A 23,192-nucleotide genomic window follows, 5' to 3' on the forward strand; every position below is an offset into this window, starting at 1 on the left:
GCGCCGGCCGTCTGTCGGCGTGTTGCTACGCGTCGTTGGAGACGACGACGTAACCGGCTTCAGCTACTGCTTCGCCGATCTGCTCGGGGTCGATGTCGCTCTCGGAGTTGACGACTGCGGTGGAAATTCCGCCCTTGTTCAGGTCCACGGTGACGCTCTGGACGCCGTCGATCGCCGAGATTTCCTCGGTGACGGAGTCGACGCAGTGGCCGCAGGTCATGCCCGAGATGCTGACGGTGGTGGTGCTCATGATTGTTCTCCTTGTGTTGGCTTGCAGGGTTCCGGTTACCGCAACAGGCGACTGATCGCTGCTGAGGCTTCCTGCACTTTTTCGTTGACTGCCCGGGGGTCTCCGGAGGTCTGTGACTCGTTGGCGGCGCCGACAACGCAGTGAGCAATGTGCTCCTCGAGGAGCCCGATGCTCACAGCATGCAAGGCCTTGTTCACGGCCGAGACCTGGGTGAGGACGTCGATGCAGTACTTGTCCTCCTCCACCATCCGCGCGATCCCGCGCACTTGTCCTTCGATGCGCTTGAGCCGGCGGAGGTAGGCCTCCTTGTCGGCGGTGTAGCCGTGGTGCTGTTCAATGGTTTCCTGCGTCATGATTCCTCCCGGGTCGCACATTCAATCTATACCCGTAGGGGGTATCGGTCAAGTACCCCTGGGGGGTATGCAGGTGGGAACGATCGGTGCGGTGCCCTACGTTAGATAGCAAGACACGAAAGGCAACCTTCATGACCCTCAACCTTGAGGCGTGGCAGAAGCGCGTCCTCCTCCTCCTCGGCCTCGTCGCCGTGGCCGGTCTGTTTGCGCTCGCCTTCACCGCCGGGAGAGTGGCAGCGGCACCGCAGAACCCGGGCAATAACAGCGCGGACGCAGGATTCGCCCGCGACATGCAGATCCACCACGCCCAGGCTGTGGAGATGTCACGGATCGTCCGCGACAGGACTGACGACGTCGTCCTGCGCACCATCGCGTATGACATCGCGATGACACAGCAGCACCAGATCGGCCAGATGTACGCGTGGCTGCAGGAGTGGGGTCTGCCCCAGAGCACCGATGCGGACCGCATGGCCTGGATGGCCGGCAGCGGCCATGCCCACACCGGAGAGGGCAGCCAGGGCGACGCCGGTACGGTCGCCCCTGACGGCCTGATGCCCGGTATGGCGACGCCCGAAGAGCTGCAGGCACTGTCGGAAGCGTCTGGCGAGGACGCTGAACGGCTCTATCTGGAGCTCATGATCGACCATCATGAGGCAGGAGCCGATATGGCACGCGCGGGTGCGGACCTGGCCCAGGAGCCGAGGGTCCGCGAGCTGGCGCAGAAGATGGCGGAAGGGCAGGTCATCGAAATTGTGGAGATGGAAAAGCTCCTGGCGCAGCGCTAGGTCTGCTGCCCGGTACATTTAGACCCGAACCCCTTGAAAGTTACAGAAGGAATCAGCGCGTTGAACAAGAAGCGAGCTCAGGAGAATATTGACCGCCAGGCGCGGTTGGCTGCACTCCAGTCACAGCAGCGGGCCAGCGAACGGAAGCGGAACAGTTTGATTTTCGGCGGGATCGCGCTGGTGATTGTCGCCATCATCGTCGCCGTCACAATCGTGATCGTGCAGCAGGTTCAGGAGAACAACCGGGTCGATGAGCTCGCCGGACAGGACATCGAGGGCGTTGAGACCATCGAGGTGACCTCGTTCGAGCATGTGCAGGGCACGGTCGAGTATGAGCAGGCTCCTCCGGTGGGCGGTGACCACAGTCCGCTCTGGACGAACTGCGGCATCTACACGGAGCCGATTCCGAATGAGAACACGGTCCACTCTCTGGAGCACGGCGCCGTGTGGATCACGTACCAGCCGGACCTGCCGCAGTCGGAGATCGACGCGCTCACGGATCTGGTGGGTGACCGGGGCTACGTCCTTCTGAGCCCGTACGAGGGTCAGGAGTCGCCGGTCATGGCCAGTGCGTGGGGCCTGCAGCTCGGCGTCGATTCAGCTGAGGATGAGCGCCTTGCCGCCTTCCTTGCAAAGTATGTCCAGGGCGAGCAGACCCGCGAGCCGGGTGCGTCCTGCGACGGAGCACTGGACCCCTCCGCCTAGACCTCGTTGAGTTGGCAGGACACGCCGCGTTTCCTTCGGGATTCGCGGCGTGTCCTGCTTAATGAACCCTACGCGGATGTTGGTTTGCGCAGGCTCCAGAAAGCCAGCGCCGCAGCGGCGACCATGAGCACCGCACCGATACCGGCAGTGACCACCACGCCGCTGTCGAAGGCATGAAACGCTGATTCGAGCAGGAGGGAGCCGGTTTCGGCAGGCAGCTCCGACGCAACGTTGATAGCGCCGCCCAGCGTTTCCGTCGCCGTCGTGCCCTGCCCTGCGCTCAGTCCGGCGGGGAGCACGAGGTGCTCCTGGTAGGAAGCCAGCAGGATGCTGCCGAGGAGCGCGGTCCCGAAGACGGAACCAACCTCGTAGGCTGTCTCGGAAATCGCCGAAGCGGCACCGGCTTTGGCGGCCGGGACACTGGACAGGATGAGGTCGTTCGACACCGTCTCCGATGCTCCCACTCCCGCGCCGAGCAGGACGAAGGCTGCCAGCAACGCCGCGATTGATCCGCCCTCGCTGGTCAGGGCAACAAACGCATAGGCTGCCGCCGAGAGCAGCAAAGCCGTCGGTACCACCCGGTGTGGTGGGACCCGCCGCACCAGGGGCACGACTGTCAGCCCGGCAATGATCGTCATGACCAGGCCCGGCACCAGCACAACGCCGGCCTCGAGCGGGCTGAGGCCGAGTACCAGCTGCAGGTGCTGGGATACGAAGTAGAGGAACCCCACCAGCGAAAAGATCGCGAGCAGGTTCACCAGCACCGCGCCGGTGAACGGCCGAACCGTGAAGAGCCGCACGTCGAGCATCGGGTTCTCGCGCGTCAGCTGACGCCGGACAAAGCCCGTTCCCGCGGCAAGACCAATGACGACGGCGGCCGCGACTACCGCCGCCGACCCCCCTTTGGCGAAGGTCTTGATGGCGAAAACGATGGGCAGCATTGTTCCCACGGAGAGCACAATGCTGACGTAATCCACGCGGCCGGGATTCGGATCTGCCGACTCCGGGACAAGGAGTGGCGTGACGGCGAGCAGAACCAGCAGTACGGGGACCGCCAGCAGGAAGACCGAGCCCCACCAAAAATGCTCCAGGAGCGCCCCACCCACCAGTGGACCCAGTGCCGCACCGGCCGAAAAGCCCGCAGCCCACACCGCGACGGCAAGGCGGCGCTGATTGCGGTCAAGGAAGATGTTCCGGATCAGCGACAGCGTGGAAGGCATCAGCATGGCTCCGAAAACGCCCAGCCCTACACGGGCCGCGACGAGGAGTTCCGCGGTGGGTGCGAAGGCGGCGGCAACCGAGAATACGGCAAAGCCGGTGGCGCCGATCATGAGGAGCCGGCGTCGTCCGAAGCGGTCTCCGAAGCTGCCCATCGCGACGAGCAGGCCGGCGAGCACCAGCGGATAACTGTCGATGATCCACAGCAACGTTGTGCCGCTGGTGTTGAAGGCCAGCGAGATTTCCGGCATGGCAAAGCTCAGAACGGTGTTGTCCACCGCCACCAGCAGGACCGGCAGCATGAGGGCCGCGAGCGCGCCCCACTCACGGCGGCCGGCCAGAGGGGTGCTGACAACCGGGGAGTTCGCAGCCGAGACAGACATGTACTGAGTCATGGATCAAAGCTATACCGTCCAGCCGGTACAGTAAAGCCTGAAGGCTTCAGTATGATGAACGTCATGGCCAGTGCCCGGGAGCGGATCCTCGACAGCTTCGAAAGCATTCTCATTAGCGACGGCGAGCGGAGCGCCACGATGGAATCGGTCGCTGCAGCCGCTGACGTCTCCAAGGGCGGCCTGCTCTACCACTTTCCCTCCAAGGAAGCCCTGGTTGATGGACTGGCTGAGCGTCTGGAAGGGCTGGTTGCCCGTGACCGCGAGGCTATGGCCGCCGATCCCGAGGGCCCGGCGCGTTACTACGTGCGCACCTCCATGTATGAGAACAGCCCGCTGGATCGGGCGCTTGTTGCCATGGCGCGGTTGGCGCAGCAGGGACACCCGAAGGCGCAGGCAACCTTCGCGCTCATTCAGGAGCAGTGGCTCGGTGCCCTTGAGGCCGAGCTGGGAAGCCGGGCCGTTGCCCGTGCGGTCAAGCTCCTCGGGGACGGGTTGTATTACGACGCCGCGTTCTTCGCCGGTGCGGGCTCTGAGCAGCAGAGCGGCGAAGAGCTGAAGGAGGTCCTCGCCATCGTGGACCTGATCGTCCGCGAGGGTGCACAGGCGCAGGGCGGGGCCTAACCGGGGCCCGCAAATTCTCGACGCCCCCTATCCACTTCGGCGAGCACTGGGTCTACGATGCTTCCATGGCTGAGCGACAGTGGTCCGGACACGTCTTCATCGGAATGAGCGTCGACGGCATGATCGCCAGGGCCGATGATGACCTGGACTGGCTGATGGGCGCCGCGGGCGAAGCGGAGGATCCCGAAGCGTCAGGCTTCCTTGAGTTCATGGCCTCGGTGGATCACCTGGTGATGGGGAGGAGCACGTACGACATCGTCGAGGCGATGGGGGAGTGGTTCTACGGCGATACACCGGTGTACGTGTTGAGCACTACGCTCCAGACAGATGATCCCCGCATCCGGATTGCGCGCTCACTGGATGAGGTCACGGCAATGCTCGACGACGACGGTGCGCGCAACGTGTACGTCGACGGTGGCAGGACAGTGCGCACGTTCCTCGCGGCGGGCTTGATCAAGACGCTCACGCTCACGCGGGTCCCCCTGCTCATTGGAGAAGGTAAGCCGCTGTTTGGTGCCCTCCCAGCCGATGTGCGCCTGCAACTCGATGAGGTCAAGGCCCTTGACGGCGGTGCGGTGCAGACACGCTACACCGTCCTCTAGGAAAACCGGCAAAACCCTTGACTCAGTCACCATTGGGGGAATAATCTACAACCAAATGGTTGTAGATCAGCTTTCGGAATCTGAAGTGGACCGGTTGTTCCACGCTCTCGCGGACAGTACCCGGCGCAGCATTGTTGTCCGCGCCATCAGCGAGGAGCATTCGGTTTCAGCCATGGCTGCGCACTACGCCATGAGCTTCGCGGCGGTGCAGAAGCATGTAGCGGTGCTGGAACAGGCAGCGCTCATCACCAAGGAGAAGCGCGGAAGGGAGCAGATTGTGCGCGCCAACCGGGAAACAGTCAGGAAGGCACGGCAACTGCTGGACGAGTACGAAAATATCTGGCGGCAACGCGTCGACCGGATTGCGGACATCCTCGCCGAGGGCTAGAAGTCAAGATCAGGAAGGGCAGCACCATGGCTGTAATCAGCACGGAAAAGGACCTCGAGGCACTCAGCCTCACGGTCGTTGCAGAGTTTGACGCCGCCGTCGAACGCGTTTGGCAGATATGGGAGGATCCGCGCCAGCTTGAGCGCTGGTGGGGCCCGCCCACCTGGCCGGCGACTTTCGACAAGCATGAGTTCCGCGAAGGCGGCTCAGCCAGCTACTACATGACCGGGCCCGACGGAGAGAAGAGCCGGGGCTGGTGGAAGTTCACCGCCATTGAATCACCCAGCCGCCTTGAATTCGACGACGGCTTCGCTGATGAGGCGGGTGCGCCGGTCGAGGCGATGGGCGAGACTCACGCCGTCATCACCCTGGAGGAAGTTGAAGCAGGCCGCACGCGCATGACCGTGGCATCCCGCTTCGAGAGCGTGGACCAGCTCCAGCAGATGCTCGACATGGGCATGGAGGAAGGACTGCAGCAGGCCATGGGCCAGATCGACGGGATTCTCGCCGAGCGGGCCAGCGTCTGACCAAAAAGCAATGGCCTCGGCGGGTTGTTGAACCCGCCGAGGCCATCACATGACAGCCGTCAGGCCTTTACCGCCAGCACGTTGCACGCGGCGCCCAACAGGATCGACTGGGCAGTGGAGCCCATGATCAGCTTGCCCACCGGCGTGCGGTGGCGCAGCCCGATGACGATGAGCTCGGCAGCGTTGCGTTCGGCAGCTTCGAGCACGTCTTCGGCAGCGGTGTCCTTGGAAGTTCCGTGGTGGAGGGTGAAGTCCACACCGGATGCCTGCAGCGTGCGCTGGAGGCGGGACATGTCGTCGTCGTCGGCGAAGGCGGGGTCCACCAGCCGGTCAGCGCGGGTGGTGTTGACCACCACCAGCTTCGCACCGCGCTGCTTCGCCTCTTCGACAGCGGCCTTCGCCGCGGCATCGCCCAGCGCGTTCGGCACGTAGCCGAGTACAACGGCACTCATCTTCCGCCTTCTTTCTGGTCAACTGCTGCGACCGTGGTTTCTTCGAGGACCTCGGACTCCATGGCCTTCTGCCTCTTCTTCAGCCAGAAGGAGAGGACGAAGATAACAATGAGCACCACGTAGATGGCCGCAGCGATCGGCGTGCTCACGAGGGCGATCGGGTCGCCCTGCGAGATCGCCAGGGAGCGCCGCAGCTGGTCCTCAAATATCGGTCCGAGGATCAGGCCGACCACCATCGGTGCGATCGGGTAGCCGTAGCGGCGCATGAAGAATCCGATCACGCCAACCACCAGCAGGACGAAGACGTCCACGGGGGTGAAGTTCACCGAGAAAGCGCCCATGGCGGCGAAGACCAGGATCCCGGAGTAGAGGTAGGGCCGTGGGATCTGCAGGATCTTCACCCAGATGCCCACGAGTGGCAGGTTCAGGACCAGCAGCATCAGGTTGCCGACGTAGAGGCTCGCGATCAGCGCCCACACCAGTGCACCCTCAACTTCGAACAGCAGGGGTCCGGGCTGGATGTTGTAACGCTGGAACGCAACGAGCATCATGGCCGCGGTGGCCGTCGTCGGAATACCAAGGGTCAAGAGTGGGACCAGCACGCCGGCAGCTGCCGCGTTGTTGGCCGATTCCGGCCCCGCGACTCCCTCGATTGCTCCCTTGCCGAACTGCTTCTTGTGCTCGCCCTTTGCGAGCTTCCGCTCCGAAGCGTAGGACAGGAAGGTTGCGACGTCGGCGCCGCCGGCAGGAATGGTTCCCACCGGGAAGCCGATGAAGGTTCCTCGGAGCCAGGGCTTCCAGGATCGCTTCCAGTCTTCCTTGCGCATCCAGCTTGTCCAGCGTCCGGCGACAGGAATCACCTTCACGGGTCCGTGGCGGAGCCGTGAAGCTACATAGAGTGCCTCACCGACCGCGAAGAGCGCCACTGCAACAAGCACGACGTCGATACCGTCCGCCAGGAACGGGTTGCCGAAGGTGTAGCGCTGCTGGGCGGTCAGTGCATCGACGCCGATCAGCGCGATGAAAAGGCCCAGCGCCAGGGATGCGAGACCGCGCAGCACGGAGGCTCCAAGCAGGGCGCCGACGGTCAGGAATGCAACGATCATCAGCGCGACGTACTCGGTGGGTCCGATCTGTACGGCGAATTCGGCGACGTAAGGTGCGACGAAGCTGAGCAGCACGGTGGCCACGGTTCCGGCTATGAAGGAGCCGATCGCCGCCGTCGCCAGCGCCGCAGCACCCCGGCCCGCCTTGGCCATCTTGTTGCCCTCCAGGGCGGTCACAATGGAGGCGGATTCACCTGGCGTGTTCAGGAGGATCGAAGTAGTTGACCCGCCATACATACCGCCGTAGTAGATGCCCGCGAAGACGATAATCGCCGCCGTGGGTTCGAGGCTGTAGGTGATGGGCATGAGCAGCGCCACTGTCATGGCGGGGCCGATGCCGGGCAGGACACCTACTGCAGTACCTACCAGTACGCCTCCCAGCGCGTACAGCAGGTAGATGGGCTGCATCGCAACGCTGAAGCCTTCGAGCAGTGCAAAGAAGTTATCCATTGAAGATTGCCACCCCTTCCAGGAGGAACCCAGGCGGCAGCGAGACTCCGAGGAGGCCTGCGAACACAAACTGGAGGATCAGGGCGAGTACGACGGCGATAATCGCGTTGCGCCACCACGGTTTGGCACCGAGGGACCACGCGGCGCCGAAGAACAGTACGGCTGCCGCTACCGGCCAGCCGAGGGGGACGATGAGTGCAATGTGGATCGCGAGAAACCCCACGAGTTTGCCGACGGTCAGCCAGTCGGTCTTCACGCTGGGGTCAATGTCCTCGCCCTCCTCGGCGGCTCCGGTGTGCCCGCGCAGCAGCTGAATGATCAGCCCGATGCCGATGGCCACCATGATGCCGGAGACGATGAAGGGGAAAACGCGGGGACCGACAACACCGGCTGAGGGAGGAATCGGGATTCCTGCCCCGGCGACGAATCCAACGATGCCGACGCAAACAATGAGTCCTGCGAAGACCAGTTCTCCGAGGGGCCGAGCGGGCGCGGTATCAGTACCGCGCCCGCTCGATGCCGCGTTGATTGAAGAGCTCATCGTCGTTACAGCAGGCCGATCTCGGTCAGCGTGGTCTTGACGGTGGCGATGTCTTCCTCGAGGAAGGCCTCGAACTCCTCGCCGGCAAGGAAAGCGTCAGACCAGGCGTTGGTTTCGAGCGTGGTCTGCCACTCTTCGGTCTCCGACATCTTGGTCACGAGCTCCGTCAGCTCTTCGGCCTTGGCCTCGTCGATGCTGCCCGGTGCCACGACGCCGCGCCAGTTGGTCAGCACCAGGTCGATGCCCTCGTCGGTCAGGGTGGGGACGTCCGGCAGCAGGGCGGCGGGCTCGTCACCGGAGACTGCCAGCGCGCGCACCTTCCCGGCCTTTACCTGTTCGGCGTACTCGCCGACGCCGGAGATTCCGGCAGAAACCTTGTTGCCGAGCAGCGCCGCGAGGGACTCGCCGCCACCGGAGTAGGGGATGTAGTTGAGGTTCTCCGGGCTGATGCCGGCTTCCTTGAGCATCTGGCCCGCGAGGATGTGGTCTGCACCGCCGGCTGATCCGCCGGTGATGGAAACGCCCTGGCCGTCCTTCTCGATGGCGGACAGCAGATCATCGACTGTCTGGAACGGCGAGTCGGCCGGTACGACGACGATCAGCGGCTCTTCCGTCAACCGTGCGATCGGGGTGGTGTCCTCGATGCGGGTCTCGGCGGCGTTGGTTTCGACGGCACCGACCATCACGTAGCCCATGACCATCAGCGTGTTCGGGTCCTTCTCTGTGGCTAGCTGTGCAAGGCCGTTGGTGCCTCCGGCGCCGCCGACGTTGACAACTGACGCGTTATCTACGAGGTCGGTCTCCTGCAGGTCCTTCTGCATGGCACGGCCCGTCTGGTCCCATCCGCCGCCCGGGTCAGCGGGGACGATGATGTTGAGCCGGTCAATCCCGGCTTCTGCTTCTGCGCCGCCGCCGCCTCCGGACGTGGTGCCGCATGCCGACAGTGCAAGGACAGATGCGACGCCGATCGCGCCGACAGCCGACAAGCGCTTCTTTGTGCTCTCGAGCTTCATTGGGTTTTCCTTCCATCAGTGTGATGCGCCTCACCACACGTTCAGGTCCAGCGTAGGAAGGGAAAAGTGGCGTGGGAACCATACGGTCACAACGTGCGTAGTGGTCTTTATGGTCATGGTCACAGTCGCAGGTCCGACCATGCCCACAGGTCCGGTCTCAGCCATGATCCCGAGGCAGGCTCATACACCCAATCATGCGAGAATGGAAGGATGATCCGCACGATGTCGCTTAGATCACAACTGTTTTTTCTGCAGTTGTTGATTGTGCTGATCATTGTGCTGGTTGCCGGAACGGTCGCCGTCCGGATGCAGGAGCAGCAGATCCGTGACGCTTACCAGGGCCGCATGGTCGGGGTGGCGCAGTCCATGGCGCAGCTGCCGTCGGTGGTGGACGCGTTCGACGACGAGGATCCCAGCTCGGTGATCCAGCCGATCGCTGAACTCACCAGGCAGGCGACCGGGGTCACCTACGTGGTGGTGACTGACGACGTCGGAATACGGTATTCGCACCCGAATCCGGACATGATCGGCCAGATGGTCTCGACTGATCCGTCCGTCCCACTCTCCGGCGAAACTTACATCGGCACACAGACCGGAACGCTGGGCGAGTCATGGCGGGTGAAAGTGCCCATCCGGAGCGAGGACGGCACTGTGATCGGGACCGCGTCGGTCGGCACCCTCGAGTCGACCCTCGCCGCTGACCTGCAGGAAGACATGCCGGTGCTCCTCGCCTGGCTGATCTTTGCCGCGCTGGCCGGTACGGCGGGTTCAATCTGGATCTCCAGGCTCATCTGGCGCCGTATTTACCGACTGGAACCGGAAGAGATTGCCGCGCTGCTTGAAACTCGCGACGCAATGCTCCATGGCATCGGTGAAGGCGTTGTGGCGGTTGACGAACGTGGCCGGCTGGCCGTGCTCAATGACGAGGCCAGAAGGTTGCTCGACCTTGGTGATGAAGCGATTGGAAGGTCGGCAAGCTCCGTTTTGGACCCCGCGCTCTCGAGCATGTTCGGATCAGCCGGTGACGCCGATGAAACCGTTCTCGTGGGAGAACGGGTGCTGCTCGCACGCTCGAGTGACGCCGTCGTCGACGGCCGGCGGGTGGGCAGCGTGCTGATCCTGCGTGACCGCACGGAACTGCACCAGTTGCTGCTGGATCTCGACGGAGCGCGGGATGTTACCCAGGCACTGCGAAGCCAGGCACACGAGTTCGCGAACAAGATGCATGTCATCTCGGGCCTGCTTGAACTGGGCCATACGGATAAGGCGGTCGACTTTATCTCGCGGTCCGGGCACGGCGGCTCGGTGGTTTCGGGAGACGTTTCGCCCGGCGTCAGCGATCCGGACACGGCCAGTCTCCTGATGGCCAAGACCACGATCTGCGCGGAGAAGGGCATCATGCTGATCGTCGACGAGACGTCGACCTTCGAGCCGGATGGCACCACCGACCCGGTCACAGTCCTGGGGAACCTCGTCGACAATGCGGTCGACGCCGTCGGCTCCAACGGAACCATTCACGTTCAGCTGACCTCCCATGCCGGAGGCTGCTCCATTGCGGTGTCCGACGACGGCCCTGGCATTCCGGAAGAACTGCGCTCTGACGTGTTTGCCTCCGGTTTCTCGACGAAGGACGCGGCGGGCTCCGGCTCCCGCGGATTCGGGCTCGCGCTCGTGCACAGGGTGGCCGAGCGCCGCTCCGGCTCAGTCACGGTCACGGAGTCGGTGCTGGGCGGTGCGCACATTGAGGTGAGGCTCGGCCCCGCGCCTCAGCCGTCGGCCCACGCTGACCCGCAGCCAACAGAGCTCCATCCCGCGCGCACTACCGGAATGCTGACTCCATGAGCCTCATCCGAACGCTGGTCGTCGACGACGATCAGGAAATCGCCGGTGTGCACTCAGGTTTCCTGCTGGCGCACGGAGGCTTCGACGTCGTCGGCGTTGCCAATTCCGGTGGTGAGGCGCTCGAGAAGGTGCGCGACCTGAAACCCGAGCTGATGCTGCTCGACATCCACCTGCCGGACATGTCGGGCATCGAGGTGCTTCGGGCGGCCCGGAACCTGCCCGGGGACCCGGTGGACATCATCGCCATCACCGCGGCACGGGAGCTGGAAACGGTCCGCGCCGCAATGGCCGGCGGCGTGCTCCACTACCTCGTCAAGCCTTTCAACTCAAAGGTGCTGATGCAGCGCCTTGATGACTATGTGCGGCACCGGGCAAGCATCATGGAACACAGCTCCGTCTCGGCCGGGCCGCTGGATCAGGAACGCATCGACAGGCTGCTTGCCGCCACGCCGACGAAGGCATCGTCCACGGTATCCCCGGTGCTCACGGTGTCACTGCCGAAAGGCCTGTCCCAGCCCACGCTCGAGGCGGTGATCGGCGCGCTCCGCTCTTCCGGATCGGGATTCTCAGCGTCCGAGGTTGCGGCGCAGTTGGGTCTCGCCCGGGTGAGCGCGCGGAGATACCTGGAGTACCTCGTCACGAAGGGCAACGCCCGCATTGTGCCCAAGTACGGTGCGGCGGGCAGGCCGGAGAAGTTCTACGTCTGGACCCGAAACTAGTCCGCAGCAACGGGTTCACAGCGGCCCGGGAAGCGATTAGGCTCGGGGTTGTCAGGTCAGGCGGGTAGAGGGCGCCGGGCAGAGCCGAATAAACGCAAGGAAATTCGCCATGTCTGAAAACACCTCTGTTGATAACAACCGCAGCATCCGTGACTGGGCCGACCTCGCCGAGGAAATGTGGTCCTACCTCACCGGCAAGGGTGCCGCGGTCAATTACAGCTTCATCGACATGACCATCGAAGTCCCACGGGACATCGGACCGGATGCGCCCCGCGCAACCTGGAAGCTGAACGGAACCGTCCGGGTCACCACCAGCGATCATGACGCCGCAGGCTCTGACAAGCACCGGAGCTAGCCAGTGTCACAGCGGGTACGCCTCGATATAGATCTCGCCTTCTCGCTCGCGGATACCGACGACGACGGCGCCACCGAAGAGAAACACGGCACCGTCAGCGCAGCCGGCTCCGAGGTGACCATTTACTGTGAGGATCCCTCGATAGCAGGTTTCGGCGGCCTTCCGTCACTGAACAGCGTGCGTGAGTTGGCAGCAAGCCTCGCCGACGAAGGCCTCACCGTGACGATCGCCGGCCCCGCGGGAACGCTGGTCAGCATTGGCAAGGTCGAGACGTCGATGGCCCAGCGTCTGATGACGCGGTCACCTCACATCCGTGCCGGGTCCCTCGCAGCGTTGGCGCCTTTGATCCGTGGAGGGAGCCGGAAGATCAACACTCCGCTGCTGCCGCCGTCGACCCCGTTTCCTCTGGTACCCACCGTGAACCGGCGCATCCGGCGTCAGGTGACCACTACCCACCACACGCCGGGCAGCGGACGTCCACGCCTCATCTTCGTGCAGGATTCCGACACCTGGAACGGGCAGGTTCCGCGTGAGGTGAATCTGGCTCAGGAGAAGATCGTCATCGGCAGCTCGCCTGACGCGGACCTGGTGCTTGAAGGGTTGCTTCCGGTCCACGCCACAGTGGAGCACAACGCTGATGACGAGTACGTACTCGTGCCGCACGGCCCCGTCCGTGGCAGCGTTCAGCCCGATGCTCCCTCAATCCTGAGGACCGGTGCACGCGTACAGCTCGGTGATTGGTGCCTCGCCTACTTCCGTGAGGAGTACGCCGATCATGGGCGTCCCTTCGGCGGCCGCAGCGGAGGCGAGCTGGCCTACCAGTGGCCGCAGTTCGACCCGCGGACGGGCGCGGTGGAGGAGGACGGCTCCGTCGGTATCGGCGATTACCGGCAAAACCCGCGCTGACCATGGACAGCGTGGAGCTCCTCCTTGATCTGCGCGGGGAGGAGCTTCTGCACCGGGACTGGGAGGCACTCAAGCAGGCAGGCCTTCCATCCCAGGCCAGGCACACCGCCGCGTCCAACCGTCCGCACATCACGCTGCTGGCTGCACCGCACATTCCTGCTGAGCACGACGGCGCCCTGGCGGCGCTCGTCGAGGTGTTGCCCCTTCCCATCCACATTGCCGGCCTTGTCACCTTCCGCACCGGTCGCGGGCAGGTGCTGGCGCACCTCGGCGTCGTCAGTGCGGCACTTCTCGAGCTTCACCGGGTGGTGCACGGCGTTCTGCGGGAGGTCCCGCAAGTCGCCGGTAATTGCCTCCCGGACCGCTGGGTCCCGCACATCACGCTCGCCCGGGGAATGAACTCCGCGCAGGTCGCCCAGGCAATGGACCTCCTGCCTGGCGACCACGGACTGCTCCCGCTCACCGCCCTGCGGCGCTGGGACAGCCACGAAAAAACGACGACCCTGCTGGGCTCAGGCTAGAAGTGCGGTCACGAGGATGAGCGACGGTACGGCAAGTGCCGAAGTGAGCACGACGACGTCGCGCGCGATCGGGATGCCCCGGTTGTAGCGGCTGGCGAAGAGGAAGGTGTTTTGCGCTGTGGGCAGCGTCGCCATCACAACTGCTCCGAAGAGCAGCTCGGATTCGAGACCGAATGCGAAGCGGGCCAGCAGATAGGCGATCACCGGCATGAACGCCGTCTTGATGAGGGTGGCAACGATGACTTCCGTGCGCACTTCCCGCGCGCCGAGCGGGCGGGTCCCACGCAGGGACATTCCGAAAGCCAGCAGGACCAGCGGCACCGCCGCGCCGCCCAGCAGGACGAGGGGCTCGTAGACCGGATCCGGGATGTCCACCCCAGTGAGCGCGACCAGCACTCCCAGGACCGATGCGATGATCATCGGGTTCCGGATGGGTTGAGAGGCGATGCGGCCGAAGGATGCCTTTCCTCCTGAGGCGATGTCCAGGAAGGCAAGGTAGAAGGGGACAAGAATGAGAAGCTGCACCAGAAGAACCGGCGCCACGGGCGTGGCGTCACCCAGCGCGTAGACGGCAATGGGGATACCGATGTTGTTCGCGTTCACGAAAGAACCGCTCATCGCGCCGACGGCCGTCTCCGCAGCACGCCGTCGGAACCAGATTCGGCTCAGCAGAACGTAGAGCAGGGCAGACGAAACCGAGGCGAGGAACGCCACCGGTGCGTAGGCGGAGAAGACCTCTTCCAGGTCCGCCGTCGCAAGGATCGTGAAGAGCAGTGCCGGGTTGGTGATGAAGAATGCCGTCCGGCTGAGCACCGGACCTGCGTCCCGGCCCGCAAGCTCGTACCTGCCTGCGAGGTAACCAATAAAGATGACGGCACCCACGATGGCAAAGCCAATCAACACGCCCGCCATCGCAGGACCTCTCTGGTTCTGGGCTGGTTAGCGGAGGTGGTCTACGAGGGTGTCGGCGATGCCTGTGTAGGTTCCCGGGGTGAGTGCAAGCAGCCGTTCCTGGGCTTCGGGAGAAAGGCCGAGTTCCAGGACAAACTCACGCATCCGCTCAGCATCAACCCGGTGCCCGCGGGTGAGATCCTTCAACCGCTCATAGGGATCTTCCATGCCCGGCGTCCCGGCGATCGCTTCGGCGCGCATGACCATCTGAATGGCTTCACCGAGGACCTCCCAGTTGCTGTCGAGGTCCGCAGCCAGGACAGATTCGGCGACGTCCAGCCGTTCAAGGCCCTTGGACACGTTGGAGATGGCCAGCAGCGAGTGTCCGAAGGCTACGCCGATGTTGCGCTGCGAGGAGGAATCGGTCAGGTCACGCTGCCACCGCGAGGTGACAAGGGTCGACGCCAGAACATCCAGCAGCGAGCAGGAGATTTCGAGGTTGGCTTCAGCGTTCTCGAAGCGGATGGGGTTCACCTTGTGCGGCATGGTGGAGGAGCCGGTAGCTCCCGCCACCGGCACCTGTGCAAAGTAACCGATCGAGATGTAGCTCCACACATCCGTGCAGAAGTTGTGCAGGATGCGGTTGAAGCGGGCCACGTCGGCGTAGAGCTCCGCCTGCCAGTCGTGGGATTCGATCTGGGTGGTCAATGGGTTCCAGGTAAGCCCGAGGCCCTCGACGAAGTCGCGTGCAACGGTCTGCCAGTCGGTTTCCGGTACGGAGGCGACGTGTGCGGCGAAGGTTCCCGTTGCGCCGTTGATCTTGCCGAGGTACTCCGTGCGGCGGATGCGCTGAAGCTGCCGTTCCAGGCGGTGCGCGACGACGGCGAGCTCCTTGCCCAGCGTGGTGGGCGTGGCGGGCTGCCCGTGTGTCCGGGAGAGCATGGGGACGGACCGCGATTCCTCGGCCATCGCCTTCACCTGGTCCACGAGGGATGACGCGGCGGGAAGCCAGATCTGCTCCACCGCGCCCTTCACTCCCAGGGCGTAGGAGAGGTTGTTGATGTCCTCGGAGGTGCAGCCGAAGTGAACGAGCGGCTTCAGGCGGCTGATGCCGATGCCTTCGAGCCGGCTGCCGATGAAATACTCCACTGCCTTCACGTCGTGGACGGTGACCCGCTCGATCTCTGCAAGCTCACCGACGGCGCTGCCGTCAAAGGTGGTGACAATCTCCCGCAGTGCTGCTTCCTGTTCACTGCTGAGCGCCTGCGTTCCGGGGAGGACGCTATTGCGCGTCAGGTGGATCAGCCACTCCACTTCCACGTGCACGCGATCCCGGTTCAGCGCCGCTTCGGAGAGGTAGTCGACCAGCGGGGCAACTGCTGGACGGTACCTGCCGTCCAGGGGTCCCAGCGCGATCGGGACCTGGCTCTCACCCTGGTGGATGGATACGGACGCAAGGTTGACCCGGGAGGAAGGAGTGTGCGGCATGCCTCCAATCATTCCACGATCGGCGGCATCCACCCGCTGCATGACAACTCCTCCACTCGAGCGGGATCGGGGCGGGATATCAACATAGGCGCACGTGCCCGACGCCGGCCCCTGCCTGCCGCCTACCGTTTTGGGCAGGCACAACCGCTGATTGAGGAGGGACCGGGCATGTATCCCATTACCACGCCGGCACTACCGCGCGAGCAGGAGTCTCATCAGGCTGTCCGGGACCTCGCGAGAGCGCTTCGGATCGAGGCGGAAGCCGTGGAATCGGTGCGTGAGCGTCTCCGGGGAGCCGAAGGTATCAGTTGGCACTCGCCTGCGGGGCAGAACTTCCGGGCGTACCTGGCTGAAAGGGCTACGACTGTGACGGTCACGGCTGCACATCTGCGTGAAGTGGCTCTCGCGCTTGATGCCTACGGCGTGGCACTGGCCAGTACCGAGGGGAAGGGCGCCCTCGCATGACAGCTCCTGATCCAGACCTCAAGCCGATCGTTACGCCCGGCGATACAGAGGGGGTGGCGAGGGTGATCGGCGGAGTCGGCGGTATCCGTTTCCAATGGGATGAGTTGGACAAAGGCGCGCAGATCGTCAGCGATGCCGCAGCGGAACTGCAACGAATATGGGTAAGTATCAAGTGGATCGAGCTGCGCCTGTCGGCGGTCCGATCGCTCAGCGACCTGCTTGCCGCCGGTACCTCCGCCGCAGCGGGCGCAACAGCCACCGAGGGGATCCATGCGGGTCTTCAGCGGCTCTCGGAGGATAGCTCCGCCCTGGATGGAACAGCAGACAGGATCAGAAGAAGCCGCCTGACGTATGAGCTTGCTGAAATCAGCACCAGGGATCACATCAGCCATGCCGTTGCAGAAGTTCTCCCATCGGTGCCCTACCGGTCCACACCCGTGACGTTGACGCACACGAGAACTGACTCGATTCAGTTGCAGGGGACTGTGGATGGTCTGTTGTCGCGGGTGTCCAAAGCCCGGGATGAGCCCGGATCGTCCTTCGAGGTCCTGGAAGTGGCAGGCCAGTCCGGACCGACCTATGTCGTTGTAATCCCCGGAACGGAGTGGACAGATGCGGGCCAGCCCTTCAATGGGGATGGAATCGCCGAATCGAAATTCGAGGACAGCAGGCATGTCAATGAAGCGGTAGCGGGCGCTCTTGAAGGAGTGGGCGCAGAGGCGGGCGCCAACGTCGTGCTGGTCGGTTACAGCCAGGGAGGAATGCACGCGGTAAATCTCGCGAATAGCGGGCGGGTGCGTGAAACGTATTCGGTTGGTCTGGTTGTTACGGCAGGATCTCCCATCACCGAGGAGGACGTTCCGCAGAGCACCACCTTTCTCCACCTTGCCCACGAGGATGATCACATCCCGACGTGGAACTTCGCCCCCGTCACGGACCGGCCGAACCAGGTATCAGTCATGCTTGATCATCCGGTCGAGTTGGCCCCGGGCGAGGTCTTCGGCCTCGGTCCCGCCCACAAGATCAGGAGTTACCGGGAGGGTGCGCGGGCGGTTGACCTGAGCTCGCATCCGTCCATCGCACCGATCACGGCTGCGCTCAGCACGGCTGTGGCGGGAACGTCAGCCAAGCGCCACGTTTTCCAGATCACCAGGGCGCCTTTCTCCGGTCCTCAGTCAGCTCCGGCAGGCATACGCTCCAGCAACCATCAGGCCAAGGCAGGCTCAGCGCCTGGTGCCGGTGATCGTTCCCGCGACAAGTGAGACCAGGCTGATGATGATCGCCCCGAGGATCGCGGTCCAGAAGAAGTCGTCCACCACGAAGTTGATCGGGGTGAATGAGGTGAGCCACGAGGTGAGCATGAGCATCCCGGCGTTGATGATGATCGTAAAGAGGCCGAGAGTGAGGATGGTCAGGGGAAGCGAGAGCAGCGATACCACTGGTCGAACCAGGGCGTTCACAATGCCGAACACCAGACCGACGAAGAGGAAGGAGAGCACGCTTTCGACTGTTTCGTCACTGGATACTTCGACGGCGGCTTCTGAGCCCAATTCGATGCCGGGTAACAGCCATGCCGCCACCCACAGGGCAAGAGCGTTGATGAAGACTCTCATAATGAACCTGAGCATGGACTTATGCTGTCACACCCGGTCAGCCTGATCCGCTGCCTGACCAAGGTTTCCAGCGCCGGCCGTCGCCCGCTGACCAAGCCTCGCCAGTACGCTTGTGCACATGAGTGCACCCGAAAACCACACCGACGTTGCTGCGGAAGAGGTCACCCGCATCCACCCGCGCAGCGTACTTGGTCGTCTGCCCCGTTACGCCGCCGGGAAACCCCCGGTGGTCATCGAAGGGCTGGAGAGCTACAAGCTTTCGTCGAATGAGAACCCACTGCCGCCCCTCCCCGCGGTACTGGAGGCCATTGCCCAGCAGACCCAGGTCAACCGCTACCCCGACCCGATGACCACAACCCTGCGCACCGAGCTCGGTGCCTTCCTGGGAGTGCCGCCCGAGGACATCGTCACCGGCGCCGGAAGCCTCGGCGCACTCAACCAGATCCTCGCCGCATTCGCAGGGCAAAACGACTACGACGCACCCGACGAAGTCATCTACCCCTGGCGGTCCTTCGAGGCGTACCCGATCTGCGTGGGGCTGGCAGGCGCCACAAGCGTGCAGGTTCCCCTGCTCCCGGACTCAACCCACGACCTCGATGCCATGGCCGCAGCCATCAACGAGCGCACCCGCGTCATTCTCCTGTGTACGCCCAACAACCCAACCGGCCCCGCACTCAGTGAGCAGGAAGTGAGGAGTTTCCTTGCCCGAGTGCCGACCAATGTCGTCGTCGTGCTGGATGAGGCCTATGTGGAATTCGTTCGAAAGACCGACGCCGTAGAGGGACTCCCGCTCTACCGCGACTATCCCAACGTCGTCGTCCTCCGCACGTTCTCCAAGGCGCACGGCCTCGCGGGGCTACGGGTGGGGTACTCCATCTCCCAGCCCACTCTCACCGAGCACCTTCGCGTCAGCGCCACGCCCTTCGCGGTATCCCAGATCGCCGAGCACGCCGCCGTCACTTCACTGCGCCACATCGACGAGGTCCGGGAGCGAGTGCAGAGCATAGTTGACGAGCGCTCTCGGGTGGTCGGCGGATTGAGGGACCTCGGATGGGAGATCCCGGAAGCAGAAGGAAATTTCATCTGGCTTGCACTGGGGGAGAACACTCCGGAGTTCGCTGCGCTCGCAGAACAGCAAGCCCTCTCAGTGAGGGCATTCGGCACAGAGGGGATACGGGTCAGCATCGGAGAACCCGAGGCAAACTCCCGCTTTCTCGAGCTCTGTGCAACCTACACAGGGGGCCCAGGCGTTTCCTAGCACTTCACAAATAGGTGGTGGGCGCCGTCGTCGCTACTCTAGTAGACTGCGCATGCACTCTAGTGCATGAACCAGCAAAACATATACTACCCACGGAATATTACCTGCGAGGAACCAGAGTATGGCAACACCCCGCCTGCCTGCAGCCGAGTTCGATGCAGAGGAGCAGCTCGACGCGCACCACCTCCCCGAGTCCCCCCGGGACCCCTCTGGAATGGTGCAGATGCTCACGCCCGAGGGCGAGCTGAAGAACCCGGACTTCAGGGGCTATGCCCCGGCCGAGGACGAGCTTGCCGCGCTCTACCGGGAGATGTATCTGATCCGACGGTTCGATCAGGAAGCCACCGCCCTGCAGCGGCAGGGTGAGCTTGCACTCTGGGTGCCGATGCGCGGCCAGGAGGCAGCCCAAATCGGCTCCGCCCAAGCCATGCAGGCGCAGGATTACGCATTCCCCACCTACCGCGAGCACGGTGTCGCCGTCTCCCGGGGGGTGGCCCACACAGACTTGCTCAAGCTGTTCAGGGGCGTCACGAACGGCGGTTGGAACCCGAAGGACTCCAACTTCCACCTGTACACGCTGGTGCTCGCAGCGCAGTGCCTGCACGCTGTTGGCTACGCCATGGGGATGCAGCGTGATCAGGTCGCGGAGCCGTCCGCGCCGAAAGCAGCCACCGTGGCCTACTTCGGCGACGGGGCCAGCTCCGAGGGCGACGTCCACGAATCCATGGTCTTCGCCGCCTCCTTCAATGCCCCGGTGATCTTCTTCTGCCAGAACAACCACTGGGCCATCTCAGTGCCCACCGAGGTCCAGTCACGGGTTCCGCTGGCACACCGCGCCCACGGATACGGTTTCCCGGGCATCCGGGTGGACGGCAACGATGTCCTCGCGGTGCAGGCAGTGACCCGCTGGGCCCTGGACCGCGCACGCAACGGCGGAGGTCCGGTTCTGATCGAAGCGTTTACCTACCGGATGAGCGCGCACACCACCGCTGATGACCCCACCAAGTACCGTCTTGCCGCAGAGGAAGAGCAGTGGGTGGCACGTGACCCGCTGACCCGGGTGGAACTCCGCCTGCGCGCCACCGGTACCGGAGATGACTTCTTCGAGCAGCTGGAGGAGGAAGCGAAGGCGCTTGCCGCGAAGCTGCGCGCCGGGGTCCTGTCCATGGAAGCGCCGGGCCTGGAGCATCGGTTCGCTACCACCTATGCGGAAGCGCACCCGCTCATCCAGGAAGAACTGCAGGTTTGGCGGGACTACGAAGCCGGGTTCGACGTCGAGGAAGGTGCTCGCTGATGGCTGTGATGACCATAGCAAAGGCCATCAACGAGGGACTGCGGGCCGCGTTGAGCGCACACCCGACCGCCCTCCTCATGGGCGAGGACATCGGGGACCTCGGCGGCGTCTACCGGGTCACCGAGGGCCTCAAGGCCCAGTTCGGGCCGGACCGCGTGGTGGATACGCCCCTCGCCGAGTCGGGGATCATCGGCACCGCCATCGGGCTCGCCCTCCGCGGGTACCGGCCCATCTGTGAGATCCAGTTCGACGGATTCGTCTTCCCGGCGTTCAACCAGATCACCACACAGCTGGCAAAAATCCATGCGCGCAGCGACGGGCTCCTGACCGCACCGGTCGTCATCCGGATCCCCTACGGCGGCGGGATCGGGAGCGTTGAGCACCACTCCGAGTCACCCGAGGCGCTTTTCGCCCACACCGCCGGCCTCCGGATCATCACGCCGTCCAACCCGCATGATGCTTACTGGATGATCCAGCAGGCGGTCATGTGCGCGGACCCGGTGATCGTGTTCGAGCCGAAGCGCCGTTACTGGTTGAAAGGGGAGGTGGACGTGTCAGCGGTGCCGTCGAGTCCCTTCCAGGCCGAGGTGCTGCGGGAAGGCAGCGACGCCACCATTGTGGCCTATGGTCCGCTGGTGCCTGTTGCCCTCGCCGCGGCGAACGCCGCCGCTGAAGACGGCAGAAGCGTCGAGGTCATCGACCTGCGTTCCATCTCACCCATCGACTTCGATACCGTCACGGCCTCCGTACTGAAGACCGGGCGGCTGCTGGTCGCGCATGAGGCCCCCACCTTCGGCGGCATCGGCGGGGAGATCGCCGCACGGATCACCGAGCGTGCGTTCCTGTCCCTCGAGGCGCCGGTCACTCGGGTAGGCGGCTTTCACCTGCCGTATCCCACCGCACGTACCGAAGAGCACTACCTGCCGGACCTCGACCGTATCCTGCACTCGCTCGATACGGTGTTCGCCTACTAGAAGGACTCCCATGACGCTGAATACCTTCAACCTCCCTGACGTGGGCGAGGGTCTCACGGAGGCCGAGATCGTCCGTTGGCAGGTCCAGCCCGGCGCAACCGTCGCCGTCAATGACGTCATCGTGGAGATCGAAACCGCCAAGTCGCTCGTCGAACTCCCGTCGCCCTACGCAGGTGTGGTTGCCGAGCTCCTCGTCCAGGAGGGCGAGACCGTGGAAGTGGGAACGCCCATCATCTCGGTCTCGGACAGCGCGCCGGCAGATCCGGGCAGTGCTGCGGAGGAGCCGCCGGCCGCCGAACACGTGCCGGGCGAATTCGTCACTCCGCCGGCGGCAGCGCCGTCATCGGATGCGAACGCGCCTCTGGTCGGAACCGGTCCCAAAGCCGATTCCTCCCGCCGCAGACCGCGCAGCAACCGCCCCGCCAGCGCCCCGGAAACACCAGCGACGACGACGGCGCCGGCACCCGCATCGGCGCACGTCACCGATGTGCAGCCGGCTGGCAGCGCAGCAACACCGTCCGCTACGGCACCGTCGGTTGCAACACCGGTAGCAGCAGCACCGCCCGGCGCGTTGCGTCGCGCCCTCGCGAAGCCGCCGGTCCGCAAGGCCGCCCGCGATCTCGGAATCGACCTGGCCGACGTCCCCGCCACCGGCGGCTCCGGAGAGGTCACCAAACAGGACCTCCTGAGCTACCAGGCGCAGCGGGACGCCGAGCAGGACCACGCGCCATCGTTCTGGGGAGCTGCCACACGTCCGCAGGATGAGCGGATTGAGCGCATCCCCGTGAAGGGCGTCCGCAAAGCCACCGCCCGGGCGATGGTCGAAAGCGCCTTCTCCGCTCCGCACGTGAGCATCTTCGTGGACGTCGACGCCTCCCGGACCATGGAGTTCGTGAAACGGCTGAAGGTTTCACGGGACTTCGAGGGGATCAAGGTGTCACCGCTGCTGATCCTCGCCAAGGCTGTCATTTGGGCAGCAGCCCGGAACCCATCGGTCAACGCGACCTGGACGGACCAGGAAATCCTGGTCAAGCACTTCATGAACCTCGGTATCGCGGCCGCCACGCCCCGCGGACTCATGGTGCCGAACATCAAGGATGCCCAGGATCTCTCCCTGAAGGAGCTGGCGCTCGCGCTCAATGACCTGGCCTTGCGCGCACGGGCCGGCAAGACCCAGCCCGGGGAGATGCAGGGCGGAACGCTGACCATCACGAACATCGGCGCCCTCGGCATCGACACGGGAACTCCAATAATCAACCCGGGTGAAGTGGCCATCGTGGCGTTCGGAACCATCAAGCAGAAGCCCTGGGTGCTCGACGGCGAGGTCATACCGCGCTGGATTACCACCCTCGGCGGTTCGTTTGATCACCGCGTTGTCGACGGTGACCTGAGCGCCAGGTTCATGGCCGACGTCGCGTCGATCCTTGAAGAGCCGGCGTTGCTGCTCGACTGATCCGTGA

27 protein-coding genes are annotated in these 23,192 nt (G+C 64.2%); 17 read left to right on the forward strand and 10 right to left on the reverse strand.

Annotated elements, in window-relative coordinates; translation table 11 throughout:
- Positions 1-25: 25 nt before the first annotated feature.
- On the reverse strand, positions 26-250 hold the full coding sequence (locus AC4D2M_RS16335) for a heavy-metal-associated domain-containing protein (protein WP_490892951.1): 225 nt from the start codon (positions 248-250) through the stop codon (positions 26-28).
- A 35-nt stretch (positions 251-285) separates the two neighbouring features.
- The gene (locus tag AC4D2M_RS16340) at positions 286-603 is read right to left on the reverse strand and encodes a metal-sensitive transcriptional regulator (protein WP_490892952.1); all 318 of its coding nucleotides are present in this window, start codon (positions 601-603) and stop codon (positions 286-288) included.
- Between the two features lie 131 nt (positions 604-734).
- Between AC4D2M_RS16340 and AC4D2M_RS16345 the strand changes: the two genes are divergently transcribed.
- The gene (locus tag AC4D2M_RS16345) at positions 735-1,388 is read left to right on the forward strand and encodes a DUF305 domain-containing protein (RefSeq protein ID WP_490892953.1); all 654 of its coding nucleotides are present in this window, start codon (positions 735-737) and stop codon (positions 1,386-1,388) included.
- Positions 1,389-1,448: 60 nt separating this feature from the next.
- Positions 1,449-2,093: a thioredoxin-like domain-containing protein gene (locus AC4D2M_RS16350; protein ID WP_490892954.1), complete on the forward strand. Its 645-nt coding sequence runs from the start codon at positions 1,449-1,451 to the stop codon at positions 2,091-2,093.
- 68 nt (positions 2,094-2,161) lie between these two features.
- Here AC4D2M_RS16350 and AC4D2M_RS16355 read toward each other — a convergent pair whose 3' ends face one another.
- A complete protein-coding gene (locus AC4D2M_RS16355; RefSeq protein ID WP_490892955.1) occupies positions 2,162-3,706 on the reverse strand; it encodes an MFS transporter in 1,545 nt (514 codons plus the stop codon).
- Between the two features lie 63 nt (positions 3,707-3,769).
- Between AC4D2M_RS16355 and AC4D2M_RS16360 the strand changes: the two genes are divergently transcribed.
- From AC4D2M_RS16360 to AC4D2M_RS16375, 4 genes are all read left to right on the forward strand, one after another.
- Positions 3,770-4,327, forward strand: coding sequence for a TetR/AcrR family transcriptional regulator (locus tag AC4D2M_RS16360; RefSeq protein WP_490892956.1), 558 nt, complete (start codon positions 3,770-3,772; stop codon positions 4,325-4,327).
- A 65-nt stretch (positions 4,328-4,392) separates the two neighbouring features.
- Positions 4,393-4,929, forward strand: coding sequence for a dihydrofolate reductase family protein (locus AC4D2M_RS16365; RefSeq protein WP_490892957.1), 537 nt, complete (start codon positions 4,393-4,395; stop codon positions 4,927-4,929).
- A gap of 55 nt (positions 4,930-4,984) precedes the next feature.
- A complete protein-coding gene (locus tag AC4D2M_RS16370) occupies positions 4,985-5,317 on the forward strand; it encodes an ArsR/SmtB family transcription factor (protein WP_490892958.1) in 333 nt (110 codons plus the stop codon).
- A gap of 26 nt (positions 5,318-5,343) precedes the next feature.
- Complete coding sequence (locus tag AC4D2M_RS16375) at positions 5,344-5,844, forward strand: SRPBCC family protein (protein ID WP_490892959.1); 501 nt, start codon at positions 5,344-5,346, stop codon at positions 5,842-5,844.
- A 59-nt stretch (positions 5,845-5,903) separates the two neighbouring features.
- On the opposite strand, the gene AC4D2M_RS16380 is transcribed toward AC4D2M_RS16375, so the two are convergent.
- The 4 genes from AC4D2M_RS16380 to AC4D2M_RS16395 are packed head-to-tail and all read right to left on the reverse strand — an operon-like array spanning position 5,904 to position 9,406.
- Positions 5,904-6,296 (reverse strand): universal stress protein, encoded by a 393-nt coding sequence (locus AC4D2M_RS16380; RefSeq protein WP_490892960.1) that lies wholly within the window; start codon positions 6,294-6,296, stop codon positions 5,904-5,906.
- Positions 6,293-7,852, reverse strand: a complete 1,560-nt coding sequence (locus tag AC4D2M_RS16385) for a tripartite tricarboxylate transporter permease (protein ID WP_490892961.1) — start codon at positions 7,850-7,852, stop codon at positions 6,293-6,295. The genes AC4D2M_RS16380 and AC4D2M_RS16385 overlap by 4 nt, the downstream gene beginning before the upstream one ends.
- Positions 7,845-8,393, reverse strand: coding sequence for a tripartite tricarboxylate transporter TctB family protein (locus tag AC4D2M_RS16390; RefSeq protein ID WP_490892962.1), 549 nt, complete (start codon positions 8,391-8,393; stop codon positions 7,845-7,847). The genes AC4D2M_RS16385 and AC4D2M_RS16390 overlap by 8 nt, the downstream gene beginning before the upstream one ends.
- A gap of 5 nt (positions 8,394-8,398) precedes the next feature.
- A complete protein-coding gene (locus tag AC4D2M_RS16395) occupies positions 8,399-9,406 on the reverse strand; it encodes a Bug family tripartite tricarboxylate transporter substrate binding protein (RefSeq protein WP_490892963.1) in 1,008 nt (335 codons plus the stop codon).
- Between the two features lie 222 nt (positions 9,407-9,628).
- Between AC4D2M_RS16395 and AC4D2M_RS16400 the strand changes: the two genes are divergently transcribed.
- The 5 genes from AC4D2M_RS16400 to AC4D2M_RS16420 all read left to right on the forward strand — a co-directional run bounded on the left by AC4D2M_RS16400 (position 9,629) and on the right by AC4D2M_RS16420 (position 13,749).
- Positions 9,629-11,248 (forward strand): ATP-binding protein, encoded by a 1,620-nt coding sequence (locus AC4D2M_RS16400; RefSeq protein ID WP_490892964.1) that lies wholly within the window; start codon positions 9,629-9,631, stop codon positions 11,246-11,248.
- Positions 11,245-11,967, forward strand: coding sequence for a response regulator (locus tag AC4D2M_RS16405; RefSeq protein ID WP_490892965.1), 723 nt, complete (start codon positions 11,245-11,247; stop codon positions 11,965-11,967). Before AC4D2M_RS16400 ends, AC4D2M_RS16405 begins: the two co-directional genes overlap by 4 nt.
- 109 nt (positions 11,968-12,076) lie before the next feature.
- Positions 12,077-12,322 (forward strand): hypothetical protein, encoded by a 246-nt coding sequence (locus AC4D2M_RS16410; RefSeq protein ID WP_490892966.1) that lies wholly within the window; start codon positions 12,077-12,079, stop codon positions 12,320-12,322.
- Positions 12,323-12,325: 3 nt separating this feature from the next.
- Positions 12,326-13,228 (forward strand): FHA domain-containing protein, encoded by a 903-nt coding sequence (locus tag AC4D2M_RS16415; RefSeq protein ID WP_490892967.1) that lies wholly within the window; start codon positions 12,326-12,328, stop codon positions 13,226-13,228.
- A gap of 11 nt (positions 13,229-13,239) precedes the next feature.
- Positions 13,240-13,749 (forward strand): 2'-5' RNA ligase family protein, encoded by a 510-nt coding sequence (locus tag AC4D2M_RS16420; RefSeq protein WP_490892968.1) that lies wholly within the window; start codon positions 13,240-13,242, stop codon positions 13,747-13,749.
- Here the strand turns inward: AC4D2M_RS16420 and AC4D2M_RS16425 are convergent.
- Positions 13,741-14,661: an AEC family transporter gene (locus AC4D2M_RS16425; RefSeq protein WP_490892969.1), complete on the reverse strand. Its 921-nt coding sequence runs from the start codon at positions 14,659-14,661 to the stop codon at positions 13,741-13,743. The two genes, AC4D2M_RS16420 and AC4D2M_RS16425, sit on opposite strands and share 9 nt — an antisense overlap.
- Positions 14,662-14,688: 27 nt before the next feature.
- Complete coding sequence (gene purB / locus AC4D2M_RS16430; RefSeq protein ID WP_490892989.1) at positions 14,689-16,128, reverse strand: adenylosuccinate lyase; 1,440 nt, start codon at positions 16,126-16,128, stop codon at positions 14,689-14,691.
- A 168-nt stretch (positions 16,129-16,296) separates the two neighbouring features.
- On the opposite strand from purB, the gene AC4D2M_RS16435 reads away from it, so the two are divergent.
- Together AC4D2M_RS16435 and AC4D2M_RS16440 are read left to right on the forward strand one after the other, a co-directional pair.
- Positions 16,297-16,593 carry a hypothetical protein gene (locus AC4D2M_RS16435; RefSeq protein ID WP_490892970.1) on the forward strand — a complete coding sequence of 99 codons (297 nt, stop codon included), beginning with the start codon at positions 16,297-16,299 and terminating at the stop codon, positions 16,591-16,593.
- A complete protein-coding gene (locus tag AC4D2M_RS16440; RefSeq protein ID WP_490892971.1) occupies positions 16,590-17,855 on the forward strand; it encodes an alpha/beta hydrolase in 1,266 nt (421 codons plus the stop codon). The genes AC4D2M_RS16435 and AC4D2M_RS16440 overlap by 4 nt, the downstream gene beginning before the upstream one ends.
- On the opposite strand, the gene AC4D2M_RS16445 is transcribed toward AC4D2M_RS16440, so the two are convergent.
- Positions 17,817-18,221, reverse strand: a complete 405-nt coding sequence (locus AC4D2M_RS16445; protein ID WP_490892972.1) for a phage holin family protein — start codon at positions 18,219-18,221, stop codon at positions 17,817-17,819. The genes AC4D2M_RS16440 and AC4D2M_RS16445 overlap by 39 nt on opposite strands.
- A 103-nt stretch (positions 18,222-18,324) precedes the next feature.
- On the opposite strand from AC4D2M_RS16445, the gene AC4D2M_RS16450 reads away from it, so the two are divergent.
- The 4 genes from AC4D2M_RS16450 (at position 18,325) to AC4D2M_RS16465 (ending at position 23,185) form a co-directional block, all read left to right on the forward strand.
- Positions 18,325-19,464, forward strand: a complete 1,140-nt coding sequence (locus AC4D2M_RS16450) for a histidinol-phosphate transaminase (protein WP_490892973.1) — start codon at positions 18,325-18,327, stop codon at positions 19,462-19,464.
- A 121-nt stretch (positions 19,465-19,585) separates the two neighbouring features.
- Positions 19,586-20,758 (forward strand): pyruvate dehydrogenase (acetyl-transferring) E1 component subunit alpha, encoded by a 1,173-nt coding sequence (gene pdhA / locus AC4D2M_RS16455; RefSeq protein ID WP_490892974.1) that lies wholly within the window; start codon positions 19,586-19,588, stop codon positions 20,756-20,758.
- Entirely contained in the window at positions 20,758-21,732 is a 975-nt protein-coding gene (locus AC4D2M_RS16460; protein ID WP_490892975.1) for an alpha-ketoacid dehydrogenase subunit beta, read from the forward strand. The genes pdhA and AC4D2M_RS16460 overlap by 1 nt, the downstream gene beginning before the upstream one ends.
- Before the next feature lie 10 nt (positions 21,733-21,742).
- The gene (locus tag AC4D2M_RS16465; RefSeq protein ID WP_490892976.1) at positions 21,743-23,185 is read left to right on the forward strand and encodes a dihydrolipoamide acetyltransferase family protein; all 1,443 of its coding nucleotides are present in this window, start codon (positions 21,743-21,745) and stop codon (positions 23,183-23,185) included.
- Positions 23,186-23,192: the final 7 nt, after the last annotated feature.

The organism is Arthrobacter sp. TJ-270, from assembly GCF_058269075.1.

What these genes read in the sequence shown, in the direction of transcription:
- AC4D2M_RS16335 (WP_490892951.1), bottom strand. Translation starts at nt 250, where the DNA reads ATGAGCACCACCACCGTCAGCATCTCGGGCATGACCTGCGGCCACTGC.
- AC4D2M_RS16340 (WP_490892952.1), bottom strand. Translation starts at nt 603, where the DNA reads ATGACGCAGGAAACCATTGAACAGCACCACGGCTACACCGCCGACAAG.
- AC4D2M_RS16345 (WP_490892953.1), top strand. Translation starts at nt 735, where the DNA reads ATGACCCTCAACCTTGAGGCGTGGCAGAAGCGCGTCCTCCTCCTCCTC.
- AC4D2M_RS16355 (WP_490892955.1), bottom strand. Translation starts at nt 3,706, where the DNA reads ATGACTCAGTACATGTCTGTCTCGGCTGCGAACTCCCCGGTTGTCAGC.
- AC4D2M_RS16360 (WP_490892956.1), top strand. Translation starts at nt 3,770, where the DNA reads ATGGCCAGTGCCCGGGAGCGGATCCTCGACAGCTTCGAAAGCATTCTC.
- AC4D2M_RS16365 (WP_490892957.1), top strand. Translation starts at nt 4,393, where the DNA reads ATGGCTGAGCGACAGTGGTCCGGACACGTCTTCATCGGAATGAGCGTC.
- AC4D2M_RS16370 (WP_490892958.1), top strand. Translation starts at nt 4,985, where the DNA reads ATGGTTGTAGATCAGCTTTCGGAATCTGAAGTGGACCGGTTGTTCCAC.
- AC4D2M_RS16375 (WP_490892959.1), top strand. Translation starts at nt 5,344, where the DNA reads ATGGCTGTAATCAGCACGGAAAAGGACCTCGAGGCACTCAGCCTCACG.
- AC4D2M_RS16380 (WP_490892960.1), bottom strand. Translation starts at nt 6,296, where the DNA reads ATGAGTGCCGTTGTACTCGGCTACGTGCCGAACGCGCTGGGCGATGCC.
- AC4D2M_RS16385 (WP_490892961.1), bottom strand. Translation starts at nt 7,852, where the DNA reads ATGGATAACTTCTTTGCACTGCTCGAAGGCTTCAGCGTTGCGATGCAG.
- AC4D2M_RS16390 (WP_490892962.1), bottom strand. Translation starts at nt 8,393, where the DNA reads ATGAGCTCTTCAATCAACGCGGCATCGAGCGGGCGCGGTACTGATACC.
- AC4D2M_RS16395 (WP_490892963.1), bottom strand. Translation starts at nt 9,406, where the DNA reads ATGAAGCTCGAGAGCACAAAGAAGCGCTTGTCGGCTGTCGGCGCGATC.
- AC4D2M_RS16400 (WP_490892964.1), top strand. Translation starts at nt 9,629, where the DNA reads ATGTCGCTTAGATCACAACTGTTTTTTCTGCAGTTGTTGATTGTGCTG.
- AC4D2M_RS16405 (WP_490892965.1), top strand. Translation starts at nt 11,245, where the DNA reads ATGAGCCTCATCCGAACGCTGGTCGTCGACGACGATCAGGAAATCGCC.
- AC4D2M_RS16410 (WP_490892966.1), top strand. Translation starts at nt 12,077, where the DNA reads ATGTCTGAAAACACCTCTGTTGATAACAACCGCAGCATCCGTGACTGG.
- AC4D2M_RS16425 (WP_490892969.1), bottom strand. Translation starts at nt 14,661, where the DNA reads ATGGCGGGCGTGTTGATTGGCTTTGCCATCGTGGGTGCCGTCATCTTT.
- purB (WP_490892989.1), bottom strand. Translation starts at nt 16,128, where the DNA reads ATGCCGCACACTCCTTCCTCCCGGGTCAACCTTGCGTCCGTATCCATC.
- AC4D2M_RS16435 (WP_490892970.1), top strand. Translation starts at nt 16,297, where the DNA reads ATGTATCCCATTACCACGCCGGCACTACCGCGCGAGCAGGAGTCTCAT.
- AC4D2M_RS16440 (WP_490892971.1), top strand. Translation starts at nt 16,590, where the DNA reads ATGACAGCTCCTGATCCAGACCTCAAGCCGATCGTTACGCCCGGCGAT.
- AC4D2M_RS16445 (WP_490892972.1), bottom strand. Translation starts at nt 18,221, where the DNA reads ATGCTCAGGTTCATTATGAGAGTCTTCATCAACGCTCTTGCCCTGTGG.
- AC4D2M_RS16450 (WP_490892973.1), top strand. Translation starts at nt 18,325, where the DNA reads ATGAGTGCACCCGAAAACCACACCGACGTTGCTGCGGAAGAGGTCACC.
- pdhA (WP_490892974.1), top strand. Translation starts at nt 19,586, where the DNA reads ATGGCAACACCCCGCCTGCCTGCAGCCGAGTTCGATGCAGAGGAGCAG.
- AC4D2M_RS16460 (WP_490892975.1), top strand. Translation starts at nt 20,758, where the DNA reads ATGGCTGTGATGACCATAGCAAAGGCCATCAACGAGGGACTGCGGGCC.
- AC4D2M_RS16465 (WP_490892976.1), top strand. Translation starts at nt 21,743, where the DNA reads ATGACGCTGAATACCTTCAACCTCCCTGACGTGGGCGAGGGTCTCACG.